The sequence below is a fragment of the Delftia sp. WSY_10 genome (assembly GCF_043104705.1).
Lineage (GTDB): Bacteria > Pseudomonadota > Gammaproteobacteria > Burkholderiales > Burkholderiaceae_C > Comamonas > Comamonas tsuruhatensis.
In genome coordinates this window covers 426,499-445,112 of sequence record NZ_JBICKY010000015.1, presented here as the reverse complement: position 1 = coordinate 445,112, position 18,614 = coordinate 426,499, and the positions used below count along the sequence as shown (strand labels likewise).

Below are 18,614 nucleotides of genomic sequence, written 5' to 3'. Positions count from 1 at the left end.
GGTGGCCGATTGTCGATGCTGCGCGCAAGGCCATGCATTTCACTTGACGGGCTCAAGGGCTTCTCCTAAATTACTAACCCGTCAGTCAGTAAACGGCGCCAGCCAGCTGCCGCGGCATGTTGCCCGGATCTTGCAGCCCGCAGCCGCTTTTCGCACCAGCCCTCCCGGATCCACATGCCCGACTTGCCATCGAACCCTGCCGCGCGCGCTTTGCCGCGCCATCTTCTTCTTGCCCCTCTGTGCCTGGCCGCCGCGCTGGCGCTGGGCGCCTGCTCCAAGGCCGAGCCGCCGCCCGAGCCGGTGCGCGCCGTCAAGCTGCTCACCGTAGGCGTGGGCGCGCTGGACACGCAGCTGGAGTACGCGGGCGAGGTGCGCGCGCGCATAGAGTCGCGCCTGGGCTTTCGCGTGGCCGGCAAGCTCGTTCGCCGCGAGGTGGAGCTGGGCCAGCACGTGCAGGCAGGCCAGTTGCTGGCACGGCTCGATGCCAGCGACTACCGGCTGGGAGCTGACGCCGCGCGCGCCCAGGTGGCGGCCGCGACCACGCAGCGCGATCTTGCCGCTGCCGATGTGAGGCGTTACTCGCAGCTGAAGGCGCAGAACTTCATCAGCGGTGCGGAGCTGGAGCGGCGCGAGGCCACGCTCAAGTCCGCCCAGGCCACGCTGGACCAGGCCAAGGCGCAGCTGGCATCGCAGAGCAATCAGGAGGCCTATGCCCAACTGCTGGCCGATGTGCCCGGCGTGGTGACCGGCATAGACGCCGAGCCGGGCCAGGTGGTGTCGGCCGGATCGCCCGTGGTGCGCATTGCCCAGGACGGCCCGCGCGACGTGGTGTTCGTGGTGCCGGAGGACAAGCGCGGTGCCATCCGCGTGGGCCAGAAGGTGAATGTGCGCCCATGGTCGGCCGGCATGCAGCCGCTGCAGGGCCAGGTGCGCGAGGTGGCGGCCAGTGCCGATCCCGTCACGCGCACCTACCAGGTGAAGGTGGCACTGCCCACTTCGGACGCCGCCGCCGTGCCGCCGCTGGGTGCCACGGTCCACGCATTGCCCGAGGGCATGGGCCCCACGGGCCAGCCCGTGATCAAGCTGCCGACCACGGCGCTGCGCCAGGAAGGCGGCGGCGGCCAGGGCACGGCCGTGTGGGTGTTCGATGCCGCCAGCAGCACGGTGAAGCTGCAGCCCGTGCAACTGGCCACGGCCGATGGCAACGAGGCCGTGATTGCCGCCGGCCTGACGCCCGGCATGCAGGTGGTGGCCGCCGGCGTGCATGTGCTCACGCCCGGGCAGAAGGTCACGGTCTATCAGGACCGGTATGACAAGACGCAGCAGCCGGCACAGGCGCCTGCCGCCGCAGGTGCCGCAGCTTCCGCAGGTGCTGCGTCCAGCGGAGCGGCCCAATGAGCGGGCCCAAGCACAAGGCGCCGCAGGGCGGGCACTTCAATCTTTCGCGCTGGGCGCTGGACCATGTGGCGCTGACGCGCTATTTCATGGTCGTGCTGCTGCTGCTGGGCTTTGCCTCTTACTTCCAGCTGGGGCAGGACGAGGACCCGCCCTTCACCTTCCGCGCCATGGTGGTGCGCACCAACTGGCCCGGCGCCACGGCGCAGCAGATGGCCGAGCAGGTCACCGACAAGATCGAGCGCACGCTGCAGGAGGTGCCCTACGCCGACAAGATCAGCAGCTACTCCAAGCCCGGCGAGTCGATGATCATCTTCCAGCTCAAGGACAACTCGCGCCCCGGCGATGTCCAGCAGCTGTGGTACACGGTGCGCAAGAAGATCGGCGACATGCGCTACACCCTGCCGCAGGGCGTGCAGGGGCCGTTCTTCAATGACGAGTTCGGCGATGTCTATGGCGTGATCTACGCCCTGCAGGCCGACGGCTTCAGCTACGCCGAGCTCAAGACCATGGCCGACGACGTGCGCCAGCGGCTGCTGCGCGTGCCCGATGTGGCCAAGGTCGAGCTGTTCGGCGTGCAGGACGAGAAGGTCTACATCGAGCTGTCGCAGCGCCGCTTGTCGCAGCTGGGCCTGGACATGAACCAGGTGCTGGGCCAGCTGGGCCAGCAAAACGCCATCGAGGGCGCAGGCGTGCTGCAGACGCCGCGCGAGGATGTGCAGGTGCGCGTGGCCGGCCAGTTCCTGGCGGTGGATGAACTGCGCGCCATGCCGATCCGCGGCGCATCGGGTGCGCAGCTGCGCCTGGGCGATATCGCCGAGATCCGCCGCGGCTATGCCGATCCGGCCAATGTGAAGGTACGCCACCAGGGGCGCGAGACGATTGCGCTGGGCGTGTCCATGACCAAGGGCGGCGACATCATCCGCCTGGGCAAGTCCCTGCGCGGCGCCGTGGGCGACATCGCGCGCACGCTGCCGGCCGGCGTGGAGCTGGCCAACATGCAGGACCAGCCCAAGGCGGTGGCCGATTCGGTCAACGAGTTCCTGCAGGTGCTGATCGAGGCCGTGGTGGTGGTGCTGGCCGTGAGCTTCATCAGCCTGGGCCTGCACAAGCGCGAAGGCCACCAGCCGCTGTGGAAGCGCTGGTACATCGATCCGCGCCCGGGACTGGTGGTGGCCATCACGATTCCGCTGGTGCTGGCGGCGACCTTCCTGGCCATGTGGTACTGGAACATCGGCCTGCACAAGGTGTCGCTGGGCTCGCTGATCATCGCGCTGGGCCTGCTGGTGGACGACGCCATCATTGCCGTCGAGATGATGGTGCGCAAGATGGAGGAGGGCTACGAGAAGTACCGCGCCGCCACCTTTGCCTACGAGATCACGGCCAAGCCCATGCTGACCGGCACGCTGATCACGGCGGCGGGCTTCCTGCCCATCGGCATGGCCAAGTCCATGACGGGCGAGTACACCTTCGCCATCTTCGCGGTGACGGTGATTGCGCTGGTGCTCAGCTGGTTCGCCTCGGTGTACTTCGTGCCCTACCTGGGCATGCTGCTGCTCAAGCGCCCGCCGCACGCGGCCACGCTGCCGCCCGAGGTGGCCTCGGGCGAGGTGCCCATCGAGGAGACCAACCTCAATGCGTCCTCAGCCGAGCATGAGGTCTTCGACAGCCCGTTCTACAACCGCTTCCGGCGCGCCGTGAACTGGTGCGTGACGCACCGCTGGCTGACCATCGCCATCACGGTGCTGGTCTTCGCGCTGGGCCTGGTGGGCATGTCGCGCGTGCAGCAGCAGTTCTTCCCGGATTCCAGCCGGCCAGAGGTGCTGGTGGACATCTGGTTCCCCGAAGGCACGTCGCTGGCCGCCAACGAGGCCGTCACGCGCCGCGTGGAAGAGCGCTTCATGAAGCTCGACGGCGTGCGCACGGTCAGCGAATGGGTAGGCTCGGGCGTGCCGCGTTTCTACCTGCCGCTGGACCAGGTGTTCCCGCAGAACAACGTCTCGCAGTTCATCCTGGTGGCCCAGGACCTGCCCACACGCGAGCGTCTGCGCAAGGCGCTGCCGGCGCTGCTGGCCCAGGAGTTCCCCGAGGTGCGCGGCCGCGTCAAGCTGCTGCCCAACGGGCCTCCGGTGCCCTATCCGGTGCAGTTCCGCGTCTCCGGCACCGATCCGCAAAAGCTGCGGGCCTATGCCGACGAGGTCAAGCAGGCCATGATCGCCAACGCCGACATGCGCGGCGTCAACGACAACTGGAACGAGTCCGTCAAGGCCGTGCGCCTGGAGGTGGACCAGGACAAGGCGCGCGCCCTGGGCGTGAGCAGCCAGGCCATCGCCCAGGCGGCCCGCGTCATGCTCAGCGGCTCCACCGTGGGCCAGTTCCGCGAGGGTGACAAGCTCATCGACATCGTGCTGCGCACGCCGTATTCGGAGCGCGACGCCATCACCGACATCGCCAACGCCTACCTGCCCACGGCATCGGGCAAGTCGATCCCGCTCACGCAGATCGCCAAGCCCGTGATGGTCTGGGAACCCGGCGTGATGTGGCGAGAAAAGCGCATGTTCGCCATCACCGTGCAGGGCGATGTGCGCGAGGGCCTGCAGGGCGCAACGCTGACCCATGCGCTGCTGCCGGGCCTGCGCGAGATCGAGGCGCGCTGGCATGCCGCGGGCGACACGGCCTACCGCATCGATGTGGCCGGCGCCGTGGAGGAAAGCTCCAAGGGCTCGGACGCCATCGTCGCTGGTGTGCCCGTGATGCTGTTCCTCACCTTCACGCTGCTCATGCTGCAACTGCGCAGTGTCAGCCGTTCACTGCTGGTGTTCATCACCGGGCCGCTGGGCATTCCCGGCGTGGCGGCGGCGCTGCTGCTGTTGGGCCGGCCCTTCGGCTTCGTGGCGCTGCTGGGCGTGGTGGCGCTGATGGGCATGATCCAGCGCAACTCGGTGATCCTGATCGACCAGATCGAGACCGACCGCGCGCGCGGCGTGCCGGCCTGGGACGCCATCATCGAAGCCGCCGTGCGCCGCCTGCGCCCCATCGTGCTGACGGCCGCCGCCGCTGTGCTGGCCATGATCCCGCTGTCGCGCAGCGTGTTCTGGGGCCCCATGGCCGTGGCCATCATGGGCGGGCTGATCGTGGCCACCGTGCTGACACTGCTGGCGCTGCCGGCCATGTACGCCGCCGTGTTCCGCGTGCGCCGTGAGCCCACGCATTGAGGTGGCGAAAACGCAGAGGCCGCCGCTCAAATCCGGGGTATGGCAATGCACCCCGCAATTGCGGCTAGAATCTGCGCCCTGACCTAGGAGCCGCCGCGCAGGCGGCTCCCTCAAGAACCAGCGCGGGTGGCGAAATTGGTAGACGCACCAGGTTTAGGTCCTGACGCCAGCAATGGTGTGGGGGTTCGAGTCCCCCCCCGCGCACCACGCACCAACGCCGCTCAACTGCGGCGAACACTGCTCAAGCCCGCTTCCTGTAGAGGAGGCGGGCTTTTTTTCTGGGTCTCCGCTGCAAAACGGAACGGGTTGAAACCGGCACAAAACAGCGCAAAATCACATCACAATCCCGCGCAGATCCCGCTTGTGATCCCGCGCGTGCAGCAGGAGATGGGATGGCGTATTTCCGGAAGGTGAAGAACGGCTGGCGGGCCGAGGTGGAGCGTGCGGGCATCCGGCGCACCGCCACGCGGGCGACCAAGGCCGAGGCGCAGGGATGGGCCGTGGCCGAGGAGGCGGCCATTCTGGCCGGTGCGCGCGGGGAGTTTCCGCGGCGCACGCTGGCCGAGGCGGTGGAGCGCTATCGGCGCGAGGTCACCGACAAAAAGACGGCCAGCACGGCGCGGGCCGACCATTTGCGCTTTGATGCCTGGCTGCGCGAGTTTCCCGAGCTGGCGGCCAAGGTGTTCCACGAGATCACGGGTGACGACCTGGCGCGCTGGCGCGATGCGCGGCTGCAGCAGGTCTCCGGCGCCAGCGTGCTGCGCGAGGCGCAGCAGTTCCGTCCCATCTGGACGCTGGCGGTCAAGCAGTGGAAATGGGTGGGCAAGAGCCCCTGGCCCGAGATCAAGCTGCCGGCCAAGTCCCATGCGCGCCGGCGCACGGGGCAGTGGAGCGAGGTGCGGCGCATGCTGCGCTCGGCCAATGTCTCGCCGCGCCTGGCGCCTGTCACCGCCATGGAGCAGACGGCCTGGACCATGCTGGTGGCCCTGCACACGGCCATGCGCAGCGGCGAGATCCTGCGCATGGGCCGCAGCAATGTGGATCTCAAGCGCCGGGTCTACCACCTGCCGCACCACAAGACCGAGGCCAAGGTGGGCGAGCGCCATGTGCCGCTGACGCGCCGTGCCGTGCGCCTGCTGCGCGTGCTGGACGCCGCCGCCGAGGCTGCCGGGCGCGACGCCTACTGGACCATCAGCGACGCCAGCCGTGACACGCTCTACCGCAAGCTGCGCGACCGCGTGATGGTGCAGGGCCTGCGCTTCCATGACCTGCGCGCCACGGCGCTGACCTGGCTGAGCAAGCGCGTGGATGTGATGACGCTGGCCCGCATCAGCGGCCACGTGGATATCAACGAGCTGTTCAATACCTATTACCGGGAGACGGCCGAGGACATCGCGGCACGGTTGTAGGCAGGATGGCTGTCGGAAATATCACTCCAATATGATATGTTGACAATATTATTCTGGAGTGATAATTTCAATTCATCATCTTGAGATGATATTTTGAATGCCCTGGCCAGGAGAACACCATGGACCATCTGTTGCAACTGCCCGATCGGCTTGCGCTGCACCTGAAGTCGCTGCGCAAGGCCGCTGGCGTGAGCCAGGCTGAACTGGCACAGCGGCTGGGCGTGTCCCAGTCGCGTGTGGCGGCGATAGAGCGTGACCCGGCCGCCATCAGCGTGCGCCAGCTGATGGAGATCCTGCAGCTGCTGGATGCCGATCTGCTCATGCGGCCCAGGGCGGATGCGGTGGTTTCTCCTGCGTCTGCACCTGCACCTGTGCCTGCTGCGTTGAGGGTGGCCGAGCCAGCTCCACAACCGTACGCGGGTGACAACGTGCCCCGCAAGCCCGCCGACCGCCCCGTGGCCTTCAAGCCGCAGGCGCTGCCGCCGCACTGGCAGGACCGCAAGCCGAAAGGGTCCTGGTGATGGCGGCGCTGGGCGTCTGGATGAATGGGGAGCGGGTGGGCACCTGGGAGGTCACGCGCACGGGCCGCCATGTGTTCGCCTATGACCCGGCCTGGCCGCAGAGCGCGCATGCGCGGCCGCTGTCACTGTCCATGCCCTTCACCCGCGACCTGACGGTGGCGGGCGAGGTGGTGGCCCACTATTTCGACAACCTGCTGCCGGATGGCGAGGGCATTCGCCGGCGCATTCACCAGCGCTTCGGGCTGCGCGGGATCGATGCGTTTTCGCTGCTGGAGGCCATTGGCCGCGATTGCGTGGGTGCCGTGCAGCTGCTGCCCGAGGGGGCCGTGCCCGACGGTTTTGACCAGGTGCGCTTCGAGCCGCTGAGCGAGGCGCAGATTGCAGAGCACCTGGCCAGCCTGGGTGGCGGGTTTGGCGCGCTGGAGGTGGACCAGGAGTTCCGGCTGTCCATCGCCGGTGCGCAGGAGAAGACGGCGGTGCTGCGCCATGGCGGCCAGTGGTGCCGCCCGCTGGGTGCGACGCCGACCACGCATATCCTGAAGCCGGCCATCGGCGTGGTGCCGCACTGGCACTACGACCTGAGCGAGTCAGTGGCCAATGAGTGGCTGTGCGCCCGCCTGCTGGCCGAGCTGGGCTTTGCCGTGGCCGACAGCAGCATCGAGACCTTTGGCGGGCAGCAGGTGCTGTGCGTGGAGCGCTTTGACCGCGCCTGGACGGCCCAGGGCTGGATTGCGCGTCTGCCCCAGGAAGATTTCTGCCAGGTGCGCGGCGTTGCCAGCGCAAACAAGTACGAGACCCATGGCGGGCCCGGCATGCTGCAGTGCCTGCAGGTGCTGCAGCATGGCAGCGAGCCTGCCCAGGATTGCGCCCGCTTCGTGATGGCCCAGCTGGCGTTCTGGCTGCTGGGGGCCACGGACGGGCATGCCAAGAATTTCTCGGTGTTCCTGCAGCCGGGCGGCGGCTATGAGATGACGCCTCTGTACGACGTGCTGTCGGCCTGGCCCATCATCGGCCATGGCCACGGCAAGATTGCCCGCCAGCGCGCCAGGATGGCCATGGCCCTGCCGGGGCGCAGCCGCCACTACCGCCTGGCCGAGATCCAGCGCCGCCACTGGAAGGCCCTGGCCGAGACCACGCGCATCGCAGGCCTGTGGGAGAGCATGGTGGAGATGGTCGAGGCGCTGGACGGCGCCATAGCCCGGCTGCAGCCGCGCCTGCCGGCCAGCGTGCCGCAGCCTATGGCCCGGCAGATCTTCGACGGGGCGCGCGACCAGGCACGCCGTTTTCTTGCGGGCAGCGATCACTGAGCGCACGGCGATGGCCTGGTGCCGGCTCACCGGCGCCCCTCGGCCCAGGCCTTGACGTCGGCCATGCGCCAGTAGCGGATGCGGCGGCTGGCGTTGATGAAGGGCTTGGGAAAGTCCGGGCGCTTGGTCAGGCGCGCGGTGACGTGCTCGCGGCTCAGGCCCAGGTAGTTGGCGATGCCCTGGGTGTCCAGGCGCGGGGCGCTGTGAAAGAGTTCCATGTTCTGTTGCGTCATTGCGGTGTTCTCCGATGTCGTGTCCGGTGCTTGGGTGCTTGATCAGGCCTGGCGCGGCGTGATGGACTTGCCTGACTTCTTGCGCTCCACACGTTCAACTCGCTCCACTCGCTCCACTCGCAGAACGGGCCGGCCGCTGGCCAGCAGGGCGCAGGCCTGGGCGTGGCTGGCGCTGGCCGCTTTCAGGCGCAGCACGGGCAGCAGGCGGGCGTCGGCCAATTGATCCAGCTGCGCGGCGTCCACGCCGTGGGGGATGAGGGTGGCGCGGTAGCTGCGCAGGGCGGTGATGTTGTGGTGCATGGTGGGTCCTCCTGGGGTGGATCAGCTGGAAAAGAAAGCGTGGTTGGATGGCGTGGCGCCGGATGTGGGGCGGTGCAGCACTGAATCGGCACCCGAATCGGGCCCGGCCGGGTTGGCCCGGTCCTCGCGCTGGTGCCCGCCGCGGTCGATGAGGGCGCGCAGCGTGTGGCCCGTGAGCCGGGCCGTACAGTTATTGAAACCAGTCCAAGCGCGCGCCAGCGGCGCGCGGGCGGGCAGGGCGGGCGGGGCCACGTCGGCGACCTCGGCACCCTCGGCGCTTTCTGTACCTTGGGTTTCCTGGAACTCCAGCGTGGCGCGGGCCACGCTGCGCCAGGCGATGCGGCGCGAGACCAGCCACTGGCCGCGCCGGGTTTCCAGGCCCACCACGCGGCCGCAGCCGGGCGCGATGGCCTCGCCGTATTGGTTGACGGCGCCGGCGGGCACGGGGCGGCGTGCCATGCGCAGGTGCCAGCGGTCGCGGGCCAGGCAGTGGCCGCCCATGGCTTCCATGTAGCGGCGCCAGTCGGCGGGGATGTCGGGCCCGTGGCGGTGGCTGGCGCCCCAGGCCTTCCAGCTGGCCTTGTCGCCTTCGATGCGGATCTGTTCGACCTGGTCCTTGCTGACACGGCGCAGCTCGCGCCAGACGCAGACGCTGGGCATGCCCACGGCCTGGAACTGGCGAATGCCCCAGCAGGCGGCCCAGGCGTCCACGCGGCGGTGGCCGGGCATGCCGCCCTGCTCCACATCCCACAGGCGGCCCTGCACCACGTCCAGGTGGTCGGCCAGGGCCGCATGGCCCACGCTCTTGGCGATGTACTTGGCCACGTAGCCGGCAGCGCCGCCGCCGGTCATGCGCTTGACGTTGACGCGGTTGCGCTGGGCGCCGCGCTCGTCGCCATCTTCGCTGAGCCACCATTTGCGGATGGCGGCCTCGATGTGCCGGGCGTGCTCCTCGCACTCGGCCCAGACCAGGGCGTGCCAGTGCGGCGTGGCGTCATGGTGCGGCTCGGCCACGCGGATGCCGTACATGGCGATGCGCTGGCGGCCCAGGTGCGATCGCACGCGCGCCCACATGGTGCGCAGCCACAACTGGGCATCGCGCGGCGTGCTGCGGCCGTCGTAATGGGGATTGGGGCGCGGCCGGCCGCCGCTGCCCAGCGTGACGGCGTGAAAGCGGCTGGGCGCCGTCAGCGTGAGAAAGAGGCCGACGTGGCTGCGCGCGTCGGCATATTCCTCTGCGCCGCGGATGCGCGTCATCAGCTCGCCGCCACGGATCACGGGGTTGGCCGGCGACAGCGCGGCCAGCTCGGCCAGGGTGAAGACCTGGCCGGCCTCGTTTCGGTAGAGGCTGCGCTCCAGCGCGCGGGCGTTGCGCTCGATCTGCGCGGTGCGCCGGCGCACGGTGGCATTGCTGGCATAGCCGCCGGCGCTGCGGTTGACGATGCCCAGCTTGACGGCGCCGGCCTCCACGGTGCGCGTGACGTGGCGGCGCAGCATGCGGCGCCACCAGGCCGCGTCCAGCGCGCGGCGGATGGCGGGCTCGCCGGCCAGCGGCGTGCTTTCCTGCAGGCCCAGCATGCGCAGCATCAGCCGCACCAGGTCCACGCGTGCGGCCAGATCCATGTTCTGGGCCTGGGCGCCGGCGTCGAGCTCACCGACTTCGTCGCTCAGGCGCCTGGCCATCTGGCAGATCTCGTAGTCGTCCAGATTCCACTCGGCCGCACGGCCGTGGCGGCTGGCAAAGTCGTCAATGGCGGCCAGCGCGTCGTGGCAGGCCGCCCATTCGGGCTGGCCGTTGGCGTGTTGCGCGCCCTTTTGCCAGTCGCCCAGGCCCAGCAGCTTCATGGGCTGCAGCCACTGCGGGGGCAAGGCCTTTTCCAGCGCCTGCATGGCGCGCTGGACCATGTGGGGGCGCGGCTTGTGCTGGTCCCATTGCTGCAGGCTGGCGGTGCGCAGCCTGCGGCCGGTGGATTTGGCGGCGAGCAGGACGGACATGGGCTCAGGTCCTCAGGGCCAGCGCGCGCAGCGGCAGCAGGCAGCTGCGCAGCGCGCGGATCTGGCGGCGGATGGCGTCGCGCTCGGGCGGCGGCATTTCGCGCCAGTCGCGCAGGGCCAGCTCCTCGATCTCGCCGTCTATGCCCGCCAGCAGCACCAGGGCCATGCGGTAGTGGCTGGCCAGGCCCGCCCATTCGCGGCTTTCGGCGCTGCCGCAGCGGCCGTTTGCGCAGCGCTGCGCGGCCTCGCGCTGCAGCTCGCGCAGGCGGATGCGGCAGTCCTGGACGCTCAGGCGCTGGTAGGCCTCGGGCAGCGCGGGCGGGTCCTCGGGCCGGTATTCGGGCGCGGGCGCATCGTCTGCCCGCAGCAGTCGCATCAGATCGGAAAGGCGCAGGTCGCCGAGCTTCATGGTCTGTCCAGGTCGTTTCAGGGTGAGCGCATCCCGCAGGGCCTTCATGCAGGCTCCGCAGGTTGCGGGAAAGGGGGTTGGGTGGCGGCGGTGCAGGCGGGCTGCCCGCGCGCCGGGTGGGGCGCCGTCAGGAGAAGGCGCCCCGGCCGCGCTAGCTGCGCGCGCCTTGGGGGGATTGGGCGGATTCGGCCGCCTGGGCTGCGCGGTGCGCTGCGCCTTCGTATTGCGAGGACGGCATGGCGTCCAGCTGGGTCTGCAGCAGCTTGCGCTTGATGTGCGTGCTCATCGGCAGGATCACCATGGGGTTGGGGATGGCGCTGGGGCTGATGGTGCGGTTGATCTCGGTGACCGCCGAGAACACATGGCCGCACTCGAAGTTGCGGCACTGGAAGATGGTCTCGCGGCTGGTGCTGGTCAGCTGCAGGCTGGTGCGGGTGTAGGCGTGTTCGTTGCAGTGGGGGCACATCATGCGCATGGCAGGCTCCTGGGGGCAGTTGGGATCGAAGACAAGGCGGTGAACAGGTCGGCGCGGGCGGCTATCGCGCCTGATCGGCCTGGGGCAGCGGCGGCATCTGCTGCTCGTACTGCTGCATGCCCATGCGGTACAGCTTCAGCGCGAAGTTGGAGGCGCTGCGGCTTTCACGGCTGGCATAGCGGGCGTGGCGTTCGCGTTCGGATGCCGTCATGCGCAGTGGCACGGGCCTGTCATGAAGCACCGGATCCGCAGGGATACCGGGCACGGCTCTGGGGGAGTGCATGGCTGTCATGTAGTATTTGGGATGGTTTGGATGGTTTGGTTACACGCTGACTGCATCATTGCTCGAAATTTCGAGCATGTCAATTGATGAATAGAAGAAATTTCGATCACATCGGTGAAAGGCTGAGGCAAGAGCGTCTGCGTCTGGACGTGGCGCAGCTCGCCATGGCCGACGCCTGCGACGTCTCGCGCGGCACCCTGGCCACCTGGGAGAAGGGCGAGCAATCGCCCAATGCGGCCGCCCTGGCCGTGATGGCGGGCCTGGGCGTGGATGTCCTGTATGTGGTCACGGGCCAGCATGCGAACGCATCGGTCCAGACCCTGGCGCCCGACGAGCGCGAGCTGCTCGATTGCTACGGCCGGGCCGACGATTCGGGCCGCGCCGCCATCATGGCCGTGGCGACCCTGGCCGCGCGCTGAACGGCCTGCGGTGGCCGCTCCAGGACGCGCTCTACCCGCCCCTCTCGCTCACTTGGCGCGTGTCTCCAGCGTCAGCTTGGAGGTGAAGCCGGCGTCGCCCAGTTCGTGCTGGATCTTGACGACCAGCCACGGCGTGTCATCGATCTCTGCCTTGAATCCCTGCAGCTTCAGCGGCGTCTGCGGCATCAGGTCGGGCCGCGCCAGCGCCAGCTTCAGGCCCATGGTGGCCTTGGCGCGGTTGATGCGGCCCATCTCGGCCTTGGCGGCGGCCTGCGCCTCGGCCTCGCTGCCGTAGGTGTCCTTCAGGCGCTTTTCGTTGTCTTCGGCGCCCTGCGTGGCGCTGCGTTTTTCGGCGCGATCCGCGTCGTTCCAGTACGCGCGCACGCCGCTGTAGTCGTTGCGTGCGGCCGTGTGGTAGTTGTGGCTGTCGCCCTCGGCGCGCGTGAGCGTGGCGGCCTCCACGGTCTGGCCGCCGGCGGTGATCTTGCTGTCGATGGCGATGAAGGCCAGCTTGCCCTTCTTGACCGTGCACACGGCGTCGTACTGCCGCGCCAGGCGGCTGCAGAAGTTCAGGTCGCTTTCGTGGGTCTGGTCGATGTGGTCCACGCGCAGGTTCTCGAACTGCGCGTCCACGCGCACCTGCAGGCCGTTGCGCTGCGCAATGCTGCGCACGATCTGGCCCAGCGTGCTGTTGTGGTAGCTGTGCTCGGAGCGCGTGCGCAGCTGGCGCTTGAGCTCGGCCGAGCGCGCATGCACCACGATCCTGTCGGGCGCACCCTGGTGCTCCACCTCGTCCACCTCGTAGGTGCCCTTGTCGACCAGGCCGTGGCCGGCCCAGCCCAGCTTCAGCGCGATCTTGGATCCCTTGCTCGGCAGGGCCAGGCGCCCATCGCTGTCGTCCAGCGTGATGTCCAGCTTGTCGGCTTCTTCGCCGCGCGATTCGGACAGCGTCAGGTTCATCAGCCGCGTGTCCACCTGGCTGGTGATGTTGCGCCCGTCCAGGACGATCTCGTACTGGGGCTTGGCGTGCAGGTATTCCTGTGTGGCCATCAGATCCACCATTCCCAGAAGTCGTCATCGGGCCAGGGATCGACGCCGCCGCCGCCTTCGGCCAGGTGGTCGTCCACGCGGGCCAGCTTGAGATCGAACTCGATGCGGCGCGGCTTGCCGCCCGGTGTGTAGTGCGTGCCGGTCTGCTGCAGGCTCTCGATGACCCAGGCGCCCAGGATGCTTTCGCCGCCCACCAGGGCCCATGCCTTGCCCTGGTCGGCCATTTCGCGCAGGTCGTCCAGCGACTTGGCCGTGCCCCGGAACTCGGGTGCGAGCACGCCGGTCAGGCCCAGCGTTTCATCGCCTGGGCCCAGCGACTGGCGGGCGGGGCGCGCGCCCACGCGGCTGTTGCTCGGGTGGCGCCAGGTGCTGCTGCGCACCAGCTTGTCGAATGCCAGTGTGTCGATGCCGAAGGCAAACTGGCCCAGTGTGATCAGCATGCTCATGCTCCTCAATCGATATCGGACAGCTGCGACAGCACGCTGGAGCGCTTGGCCATGTCGCGGCGGTCCAGCTCGGCGGCCACGGCGCGCGCAATGGCCTGCGCATCCTGGCCGGGCGCAGCGTTGACGGTGATATGGATGGTGGCGCCGGCCACCGGGGCCGGTGCCGGCGCGGGTGCAGCAGCGCTGGCCAGCGGCGGGCGGCTGTCGATGCGCACGGCGCCCGTGTCGGCCAGGGCCGGCATGGCGCCCGTGGCCAGCGTGGCCGCCGTGGCTGCAGCAGCGACACCCTGGCGCAGTGCGCCGGCGCGGCCCTGGTCGGGTGCCGACGCATCGCCGGACTTGAACCATGAGCCCACCGACGAGGCCAGGCCGCTGATGCCCTTGCCGGCCAGGTCAGAGACCACGCCGAACAGGCCGCCCGTGGCGCCATCGAGGCCGGCCTTGCCGGCCTCCAGCAGCGTGCCGCCGACGCCCTTCCAGTCGCCGGCCTTGAAGGCGGTGGAAAGGCCGTCCCAGTTCTGCATGATCGAGCCGCCCGCGCCCATCAGGCCGCCTGCGAGCCGGCCCATGGGTGTCATGCGCACCAGGCCCATCAGCGATGCGGCTGCACCACCCAGACTACCGCCCAGGCCACTGCCGACGGCTCCTGCGGCCCCCAGGCCGGCGCCCAGCAGGCCCATGACGGCGCCCGCACGGCCCTTGCCTGCACCGCCGCCGAAGATGCGGCCTGCAGCGCGGCCCGCGCCGGCCAGGGCGGTGCCTATGCTGCCCATGGCAGCGCCGCGGCCCATCATGGCCAGCGACAGGACCACGGCTCCCAGCCCGCGCCTGAGCACGCCCGCAGCGTTGCTGGCCATGCGCAAGCCGCCGGCCAACAGGCCCATGGCACTGCCGCCGCCGCCCATCATTCCCAGCGACAGGACCACGGCCGCCAGGCCGCGCCTGAGCACGCCCAAGGCACTGCTGCCTGCGCCCATGGCCGCGCCCAGCAGGCCGAACACGGTGCGCGTGAGCAGCAGCGGCGCCAGCAGGCCGAACAGCACGCTGCTCACCACGCCGACGCCTGCGACCAGCAGGCCCAGCACGGCCACGATGCGCAGCGTCCACTGCACGATCTGGGGATGCTCCTTGACCCAGGCACGCATGCCTTCGGTCATCTCGCGCAGCGTGCCCAGCACGGCCTTGAGGTCGGACTCGATGGTCGAGCCCATGTCGCTCAACAGGCCGTTGTAGCTGTCCTTGACGGACTCGTATTGGGCCGAGACCGAGTCCTTCAGGATGGCCACGCGCCCATCCAGATCCGCCTGTGACTTGAGCTGGGAGGCGATCTGCTGGTAGCCGCCCGGGCCCTGCTGGAGCAGCGCCTCCAGGGCCTTGCGCGTCTGCGCATCGCCGCCCGCCAGCTTGTCCAGCGCAGCGGCGCGCAGCTTGTCGCTGCCCAGGCTCTGCAGCTTTTGCAGCTGGGCCATCATCTGCTCGGTGCCGCCGAACTGGCCGCTGGCGTCCTTGAAGTCCAGCGACACGCCCTGGCTCGCGAGCATCTTGTTGACCTGGCCCAGCTTGGCCGGGTCCATGGAGTTCTTGACCAGGTTGCCGACGGCCTTGCCGGCGGCCTCGCCGCTGATGCTGGCGTCGTTGAGCATGAGCAGCAGCGGCGCGAACATCTGTCCCGACCTTGCGCCCTGCTGTCCCAGCTGCGGCAGGGCCTTGCCGATGGCGTCCAGGCCCTTGACCATGCCTGTGGGGTCCAGTCCCAGATGGGAGGTGCGCTGCACCGTGTCGGCCAGTGCGGCCATGTCGCCCGCGCTTGCGCGGGTGGCCTGCTGCAACTGCGCCGCAAACTCGCCGGCCTCCTTGGCGGGCATGTTCAGCACCGCGCCCAGGTTGGCCGCCTGCCGGGCCACGCCGCCCAGCACATCCTGCGAGGACACGCCCTGGCGCTGCAGCTGGTTCATCATCGCGATGTAGTCGGCCGTGCTGCCGGGCATGTCGGTGCCCAGGCTCTTGGCCAAGTCCAGCACCTGCTGGTAGTCGGCGCCCGGCTTGCCGTTGCTGCCCGCCATGGTGGCGCGCAGCTGTGCGGCGGCCTGGTCGTCGGTCATGAAGGCCTGGCTCACGGCGCGCACGGGCGCCAGCATCTTGCCGCCCGTCTCGCGCAGCGCCTGGCCGCGATCGGCCAGGGTCTTGCTCTGCTCGCGCAGGGCGTCGATCCTCTCCAGCCGCTGGGCGGCCGGTGCCACCACCTTGCGCTGCTTTTCCATCTGGGCCGTGGTGGCGCGGATGTCGTTGTGCAGCTTGCGCTCGTGCGCGGACAGGTTGCCCGTGTCCACGCCCGCGCCGCGCAGGCCTTCGCGCATGTCCATCAGGCGCGATCGCTGCGTGGCGCGCAGCAGCGCCAGGCGCTCTTCCTCGACCTGGGCCGAACGCAGCGCGCGCAGCATGGCGCGCGAGGGCTGCTCGCCCGCGCCCGATTCCAGCCGCAGCTGGGCCATCTGCTGGCGCGCGCCGCGCAGCCGTGCCGTGGTGTCGGCCAGGCCGCTGCGCAGCGCGCGGTAGTCGCCCAGCTGGGCTTGCTGCTGCTGCAGCTTCTTCAACTGGTCGACCGTTTCCTTGAGTTCCCGGGCCGTGTTGCTGCTGGTTCTGCCCAGCAGCGCCAGGGGCTGGTGCACGCGCTCGGCCTGCTTGAGCACCTCGTCCAGGCGCAGGGTGTCAACGGCCATGGAGGGCTCCCTGGCCGGTGCGGTTTTGGCGTTGGGTGGAGGTCATGGGCAAGGGGCGTGCAAGAGAGGGGCGAGAGGCGGGCGATGGAGTGGAGGTGGTGCTCAGTCCTGGCTCAGTCCTGGCTTTCGTAGCGCTCGCGCGCCCGTTCATGCCATTGGCCGAGTTCGGCCAGCGACATGTCCTCCATGTCCGCCGGCCGCCAGTGGAAGACCATGGCCAGGTCGGCCATGGCGTCCTCTACGCGCTCGGGAATTGCTCCCTCTGCGCCTTCGGCACCAAAAAAGAGGCCACCTCCGTACCCAGGGTCACCAGGTCGGCGGGGTCCAGCTGCAGCACCTCGGCCTTGTGCAGCATGGGCTCGGTCACGCGCGGCAGCAGGGTCTGCAGCGCGGTCACGTTCATGTGCAGCAGCTCGACCAGCGACAGGCCGCGCAGCGCGCCGGCATTGGGGCGGCGCACCAGCACCCGGGCCAGGTCGCCGCCCGGGCGCTTGAGCGGCACGTCGAGCGTGATCTCGCGCGCATCGCCCGATGCGAGGGCGGCCGCGTTGGCGGCAGCCTGGTTCTGGAGGTCTTCCTGGGGCTTGGTGGTGTCCATGGTGTGTCAGCGTTCGGGTGAAGAAAAGAGGAGGACCGGGCCGGCCGGCCCGGTCAGTTGAGCCAGGCTCAGATGCCCAGCGCGGCGCGGACCTGGGCCAGGCGGTCGATGCCGTTGACGACTTCGACGAAGTTGACCGGATCGATCTCGATCAGCACCTGGCCGTTGATGGACAGGCGGTAGTAGCTGACGGCCAGCTTGTACTTGATCTCGGTCTTGTCGCCGGCCTTGGCCTTGCCGGGGTCGAACTCCGAGAAGCGGCCACGCATGACCACTTCCAGCGAGTCCACGCCTTCGCTGTCATCGCCCTGCAGGGCGCCGGCGAAGCGCAGCAGCACGCCGTCGTGGCGCAGCGTGCCCCAGGTGGAGATCAATTCCTTCATGTAGCCGGCAGCGGTCAGGTCGGCCTCGATGGCCTCCATGCCGAAGTCCAGGCTGACCTCGCCGTTCATGCCGCCGGCGCGGTACTTCTCCATCTTGCGGGTGAGCTTGGGCAAGCCCACTTCGGGCATGTCGCCGATGTACGAGTTGCCATCCACGAAGGTGGCGAAATTCTTGAGAGAGCGGGGCAGTCCCATGGTGCTTTTCTCCTGTGTATCCGGTGTGTTCGGTGTATTGGGTGTGTCGGGTGCGGCCGCCGCTTACTGGCCGGTGCCCACGCGCAGGGCGAAGTCGGCGAAGTAGCGGTCGGTGATGCGCTGGCGAAAGCCCAGGTCCTCCAGCGGAGGCACGGGCGTGTAGTCGTAGTCCAGCACCAGCTTGCCGGCCTTGAGCGTGGCGGTCTCGTTGACCGTTTCGTCGTACCAGGCCTTGCCGTCCAGGATGTAGCCCAGGGCCTTCAGTTCGCGGAACTTGGTGTTGATGCCTTCCAGGATGTCCTTGACCAGGCTGGGGTGCATGGGCTTGTCCACGGCCCAGAAATGCGCCTCGGCCATGGTGTCGGCCAGCACCTGCGCGGTGCGCACGCTGGACTCGAAGCGGAACAGCTCGCTGTCCGTGCAGGTGCGCGAGCCCCAGAAGCGGTGGCCCTGGCTCTGGATCAGCGTGGTGATGCCGGCCTGGTTGAGGATGCCGGCCTCGGTATCGGGGCTTTGCAGGTCCCAGTGCACATCGCGCGAGATGCCCAGCACGCCGGACAGCGGCACGTTGGACAGCGTCTTGTGCCAGCCCTGCTCCTGGTCGATCCGCGCGCGCAGGCCCAGGGCGTAGGCCACGGGCGAGGCGTCCTGCACGGCGGCGGTGGACAGATCCAGCGCCTTGAAGCCGGGCCACAGCAGCATCAGTTCACGCTGGCCGAAGTGCTCGCGGTAGGCCTGGGCCTCGGCCACATCGTTGCCGATGGCCGCCGCATACGCAAAGCCGCGCAGCTTGATGGCCACGGACGCCAGCGCGTCGGTCACGGCCTGGCTGTCCAGGCCCGGTGCGCCCAGAATGCGCGGCTTGACGCCGAGTTGGGCCTGGGCCGCCAGCAGCGCCTGCAGGCCTGTGTACTGGTTGCCGGCGGTGGTGCCGATGACCTTGGCGTCCTGGTCGGTGCGGCGCTCGGCCTCGGTGGCGCCTTCGCCATCGGCCACGCGCACGACGACCAGCACCGGGCGGCACTGCTCCTTGATGGCGTTCAGCGCCTGGGCCAGCGTGCCCTTGGTGCCGGCCTTGCCGATGGCCGCATCGACCTTGGTGACCAGCACCGGGCGGTTCAGCGGGAAAGTGGCCGCATCGGCGTCGCTGGCCGTGGCCACGAGGCCGATCACGGCCGTGGACACGATGCGGATGGAATTGATGCCTTCGCTCACTTCCGTGACGCGAATGCCATGATGGAACGGGGCTGTCGCCATGGTG

At 69.1% G+C, this 18,614-nt stretch carries 19 protein-coding genes and 1 tRNA gene; 7 read left to right on the top strand and 13 right to left on the bottom strand.

Annotated elements, in window-relative coordinates; all coding sequences use genetic code 11:
* The first annotated feature begins 174 nt into the window (after positions 1-174).
* The 6 genes from ACF8ML_RS08490 to ACF8ML_RS08465 all read left to right on the top strand — a co-directional run bounded on the left by ACF8ML_RS08490 (position 175) and on the right by ACF8ML_RS08465 (position 7,847).
* Positions 175-1,398, top strand: a complete 1,224-nt coding sequence (locus ACF8ML_RS08490) for an efflux RND transporter periplasmic adaptor subunit (RefSeq protein WP_154834815.1) — start codon at positions 175-177, stop codon at positions 1,396-1,398.
* Positions 1,395-4,610: an efflux RND transporter permease subunit gene (locus tag ACF8ML_RS08485; RefSeq protein ID WP_392406947.1), complete on the top strand. Its 3,216-nt coding sequence runs from the start codon at positions 1,395-1,397 to the stop codon at positions 4,608-4,610. The genes ACF8ML_RS08490 and ACF8ML_RS08485 overlap by 4 nt, the downstream gene beginning before the upstream one ends.
* 120 nt (positions 4,611-4,730) lie before the next feature.
* Positions 4,731-4,817 (top strand) — tRNA-Leu (locus ACF8ML_RS08480).
* Positions 4,818-5,002: 185 nt separating this feature from the next.
* Positions 5,003-6,019, top strand: coding sequence for a tyrosine-type recombinase/integrase (locus ACF8ML_RS08475; protein ID WP_026062098.1), 1,017 nt, complete (start codon positions 5,003-5,005; stop codon positions 6,017-6,019).
* Between the two features lie 119 nt (positions 6,020-6,138).
* Positions 6,139-6,540, top strand: coding sequence for a helix-turn-helix domain-containing protein (locus ACF8ML_RS08470; RefSeq protein WP_392406945.1), 402 nt, complete (start codon positions 6,139-6,141; stop codon positions 6,538-6,540).
* A complete protein-coding gene (locus tag ACF8ML_RS08465; protein WP_392406943.1) occupies positions 6,540-7,847 on the top strand; it encodes a type II toxin-antitoxin system HipA family toxin in 1,308 nt (435 codons plus the stop codon). The genes ACF8ML_RS08470 and ACF8ML_RS08465 overlap by 1 nt, the downstream gene beginning before the upstream one ends.
* 26 nt (positions 7,848-7,873) lie before the next feature.
* Here ACF8ML_RS08465 and ACF8ML_RS08460 read toward each other — a convergent pair whose 3' ends face one another.
* From ACF8ML_RS08460 to ACF8ML_RS08435, 6 genes are all read right to left on the bottom strand, one after another.
* Positions 7,874-8,080: an AlpA family transcriptional regulator gene (locus ACF8ML_RS08460; protein ID WP_012204496.1), complete on the bottom strand. Its 207-nt coding sequence runs from the start codon at positions 8,078-8,080 to the stop codon at positions 7,874-7,876.
* 42 nt (positions 8,081-8,122) lie between these two features.
* A complete protein-coding gene (locus tag ACF8ML_RS08455) occupies positions 8,123-8,380 on the bottom strand; it encodes a hypothetical protein (RefSeq protein ID WP_213757928.1) in 258 nt (85 codons plus the stop codon).
* Positions 8,381-8,401: 21 nt separating this feature from the next.
* On the bottom strand, positions 8,402-10,375 hold the full coding sequence (locus ACF8ML_RS08450) for a replication endonuclease (RefSeq protein WP_392406941.1): 1,974 nt from the start codon (positions 10,373-10,375) through the stop codon (positions 8,402-8,404).
* Between the two features lie 4 nt (positions 10,376-10,379).
* Positions 10,380-10,784, bottom strand: coding sequence for a hypothetical protein (locus tag ACF8ML_RS08445; RefSeq protein WP_232244042.1), 405 nt, complete (start codon positions 10,782-10,784; stop codon positions 10,380-10,382).
* A gap of 151 nt (positions 10,785-10,935) precedes the next feature.
* Complete coding sequence (locus tag ACF8ML_RS08440) at positions 10,936-11,259, bottom strand: ogr/Delta-like zinc finger family protein (protein ID WP_099734180.1); 324 nt, start codon at positions 11,257-11,259, stop codon at positions 10,936-10,938.
* Positions 11,260-11,320: 61 nt separating this feature from the next.
* Positions 11,321-11,542 (bottom strand): hypothetical protein, encoded by a 222-nt coding sequence (locus tag ACF8ML_RS08435; protein WP_224986487.1) that lies wholly within the window; start codon positions 11,540-11,542, stop codon positions 11,321-11,323.
* Positions 11,543-11,628: 86 nt separating this feature from the next.
* On the opposite strand from ACF8ML_RS08435, the gene ACF8ML_RS08430 reads away from it, so the two are divergent.
* Positions 11,629-11,961 carry a helix-turn-helix domain-containing protein gene (locus ACF8ML_RS08430; RefSeq protein ID WP_012204502.1) on the top strand — a complete coding sequence of 111 codons (333 nt, stop codon included), beginning with the start codon at positions 11,629-11,631 and terminating at the stop codon, positions 11,959-11,961.
* 48 nt (positions 11,962-12,009) lie between these two features.
* On the opposite strand, the gene ACF8ML_RS08425 is transcribed toward ACF8ML_RS08430, so the two are convergent.
* The 7 genes from ACF8ML_RS08425 to ACF8ML_RS08395 form a co-directional block, all read right to left on the bottom strand.
* Positions 12,010-13,011: a contractile injection system protein, VgrG/Pvc8 family gene (locus ACF8ML_RS08425; protein ID WP_392406937.1), complete on the bottom strand. Its 1,002-nt coding sequence runs from the start codon at positions 13,009-13,011 to the stop codon at positions 12,010-12,012.
* Positions 13,011-13,451, bottom strand: a complete 441-nt coding sequence (locus ACF8ML_RS08420) for a phage tail protein (RefSeq protein ID WP_012204504.1) — start codon at positions 13,449-13,451, stop codon at positions 13,011-13,013. Before ACF8ML_RS08420 ends, ACF8ML_RS08425 begins: the two co-directional genes overlap by 1 nt.
* A gap of 11 nt (positions 13,452-13,462) precedes the next feature.
* Positions 13,463-16,177 (bottom strand): phage tail tape measure protein, encoded by a 2,715-nt coding sequence (locus ACF8ML_RS08415; RefSeq protein WP_392406935.1) that lies wholly within the window; start codon positions 16,175-16,177, stop codon positions 13,463-13,465.
* Between the two features lie 113 nt (positions 16,178-16,290).
* Complete coding sequence (locus ACF8ML_RS08410) at positions 16,291-16,407, bottom strand: GpE family phage tail protein (protein WP_012204506.1); 117 nt, start codon at positions 16,405-16,407, stop codon at positions 16,291-16,293.
* A gap of 8 nt (positions 16,408-16,415) precedes the next feature.
* Positions 16,416-16,775 carry a phage tail assembly protein gene (locus ACF8ML_RS08405; protein WP_012204507.1) on the bottom strand — a complete coding sequence of 120 codons (360 nt, stop codon included), beginning with the start codon at positions 16,773-16,775 and terminating at the stop codon, positions 16,416-16,418.
* 68 nt (positions 16,776-16,843) lie between these two features.
* Positions 16,844-17,353, bottom strand: a complete 510-nt coding sequence (locus tag ACF8ML_RS08400; RefSeq protein WP_012204508.1) for a phage major tail tube protein — start codon at positions 17,351-17,353, stop codon at positions 16,844-16,846.
* A 63-nt stretch (positions 17,354-17,416) separates the two neighbouring features.
* Positions 17,417-18,610 carry a phage tail sheath subtilisin-like domain-containing protein gene (locus tag ACF8ML_RS08395; protein ID WP_016450710.1) on the bottom strand — a complete coding sequence of 398 codons (1,194 nt, stop codon included), beginning with the start codon at positions 18,608-18,610 and terminating at the stop codon, positions 17,417-17,419.
* Positions 18,611-18,614 lie beyond the last annotated feature (4 nt).

Coding starts and splice junctions, on each gene's coding strand:
- ACF8ML_RS08475 (WP_026062098.1), top strand. CDS start 5,003: ATGGCGTATTTCCGGAAGGTGAAGAACGGCTGGCGGGCCGAGGTGGAG.
- ACF8ML_RS08415 (WP_392406935.1), bottom strand. CDS start 16,177: ATGGCCGTTGACACCCTGCGCCTGGACGAGGTGCTCAAGCAGGCCGAG.
- ACF8ML_RS08430 (WP_012204502.1), top strand. CDS start 11,629: ATGAATAGAAGAAATTTCGATCACATCGGTGAAAGGCTGAGGCAAGAG.
- ACF8ML_RS08460 (WP_012204496.1), bottom strand. CDS start 8,080: ATGACGCAACAGAACATGGAACTCTTTCACAGCGCCCCGCGCCTGGAC.
- ACF8ML_RS08450 (WP_392406941.1), bottom strand. CDS start 10,375: ATGTCCGTCCTGCTCGCCGCCAAATCCACCGGCCGCAGGCTGCGCACC.
- ACF8ML_RS08440 (WP_099734180.1), bottom strand. CDS start 11,259: ATGCGCATGATGTGCCCCCACTGCAACGAACACGCCTACACCCGCACC.
- ACF8ML_RS08485 (WP_392406947.1), top strand. CDS start 1,395: ATGAGCGGGCCCAAGCACAAGGCGCCGCAGGGCGGGCACTTCAATCTT.
- ACF8ML_RS08425 (WP_392406937.1), bottom strand. CDS start 13,011: ATGGCCACACAGGAATACCTGCACGCCAAGCCCCAGTACGAGATCGTC.
- ACF8ML_RS08455 (WP_213757928.1), bottom strand. CDS start 8,380: ATGCACCACAACATCACCGCCCTGCGCAGCTACCGCGCCACCCTCATC.
- ACF8ML_RS08400 (WP_012204508.1), bottom strand. CDS start 17,353: ATGGGACTGCCCCGCTCTCTCAAGAATTTCGCCACCTTCGTGGATGGC.
- ACF8ML_RS08445 (WP_232244042.1), bottom strand. CDS start 10,784: ATGAAGCTCGGCGACCTGCGCCTTTCCGATCTGATGCGACTGCTGCGG.
- ACF8ML_RS08405 (WP_012204507.1), bottom strand. CDS start 16,775: ATGGACACCACCAAGCCCCAGGAAGACCTCCAGAACCAGGCTGCCGCC.
- ACF8ML_RS08395 (WP_016450710.1), bottom strand. CDS start 18,610: ATGGCGACAGCCCCGTTCCATCATGGCATTCGCGTCACGGAAGTGAGC.
- ACF8ML_RS08470 (WP_392406945.1), top strand. CDS start 6,139: ATGGACCATCTGTTGCAACTGCCCGATCGGCTTGCGCTGCACCTGAAG.
- ACF8ML_RS08435 (WP_224986487.1), bottom strand. CDS start 11,542: ATGCACTCCCCCAGAGCCGTGCCCGGTATCCCTGCGGATCCGGTGCTT.
- ACF8ML_RS08420 (WP_012204504.1), bottom strand. CDS start 13,451: ATGCTGATCACACTGGGCCAGTTTGCCTTCGGCATCGACACACTGGCA.
- ACF8ML_RS08490 (WP_154834815.1), top strand. CDS start 175: ATGCCCGACTTGCCATCGAACCCTGCCGCGCGCGCTTTGCCGCGCCAT.
- ACF8ML_RS08410 (WP_012204506.1), bottom strand. CDS start 16,407: ATGGCCGACCTGGCCATGGTCTTCCACTGGCGGCCGGCGGACATGGAG.
- ACF8ML_RS08465 (WP_392406943.1), top strand. CDS start 6,540: ATGGCGGCGCTGGGCGTCTGGATGAATGGGGAGCGGGTGGGCACCTGG.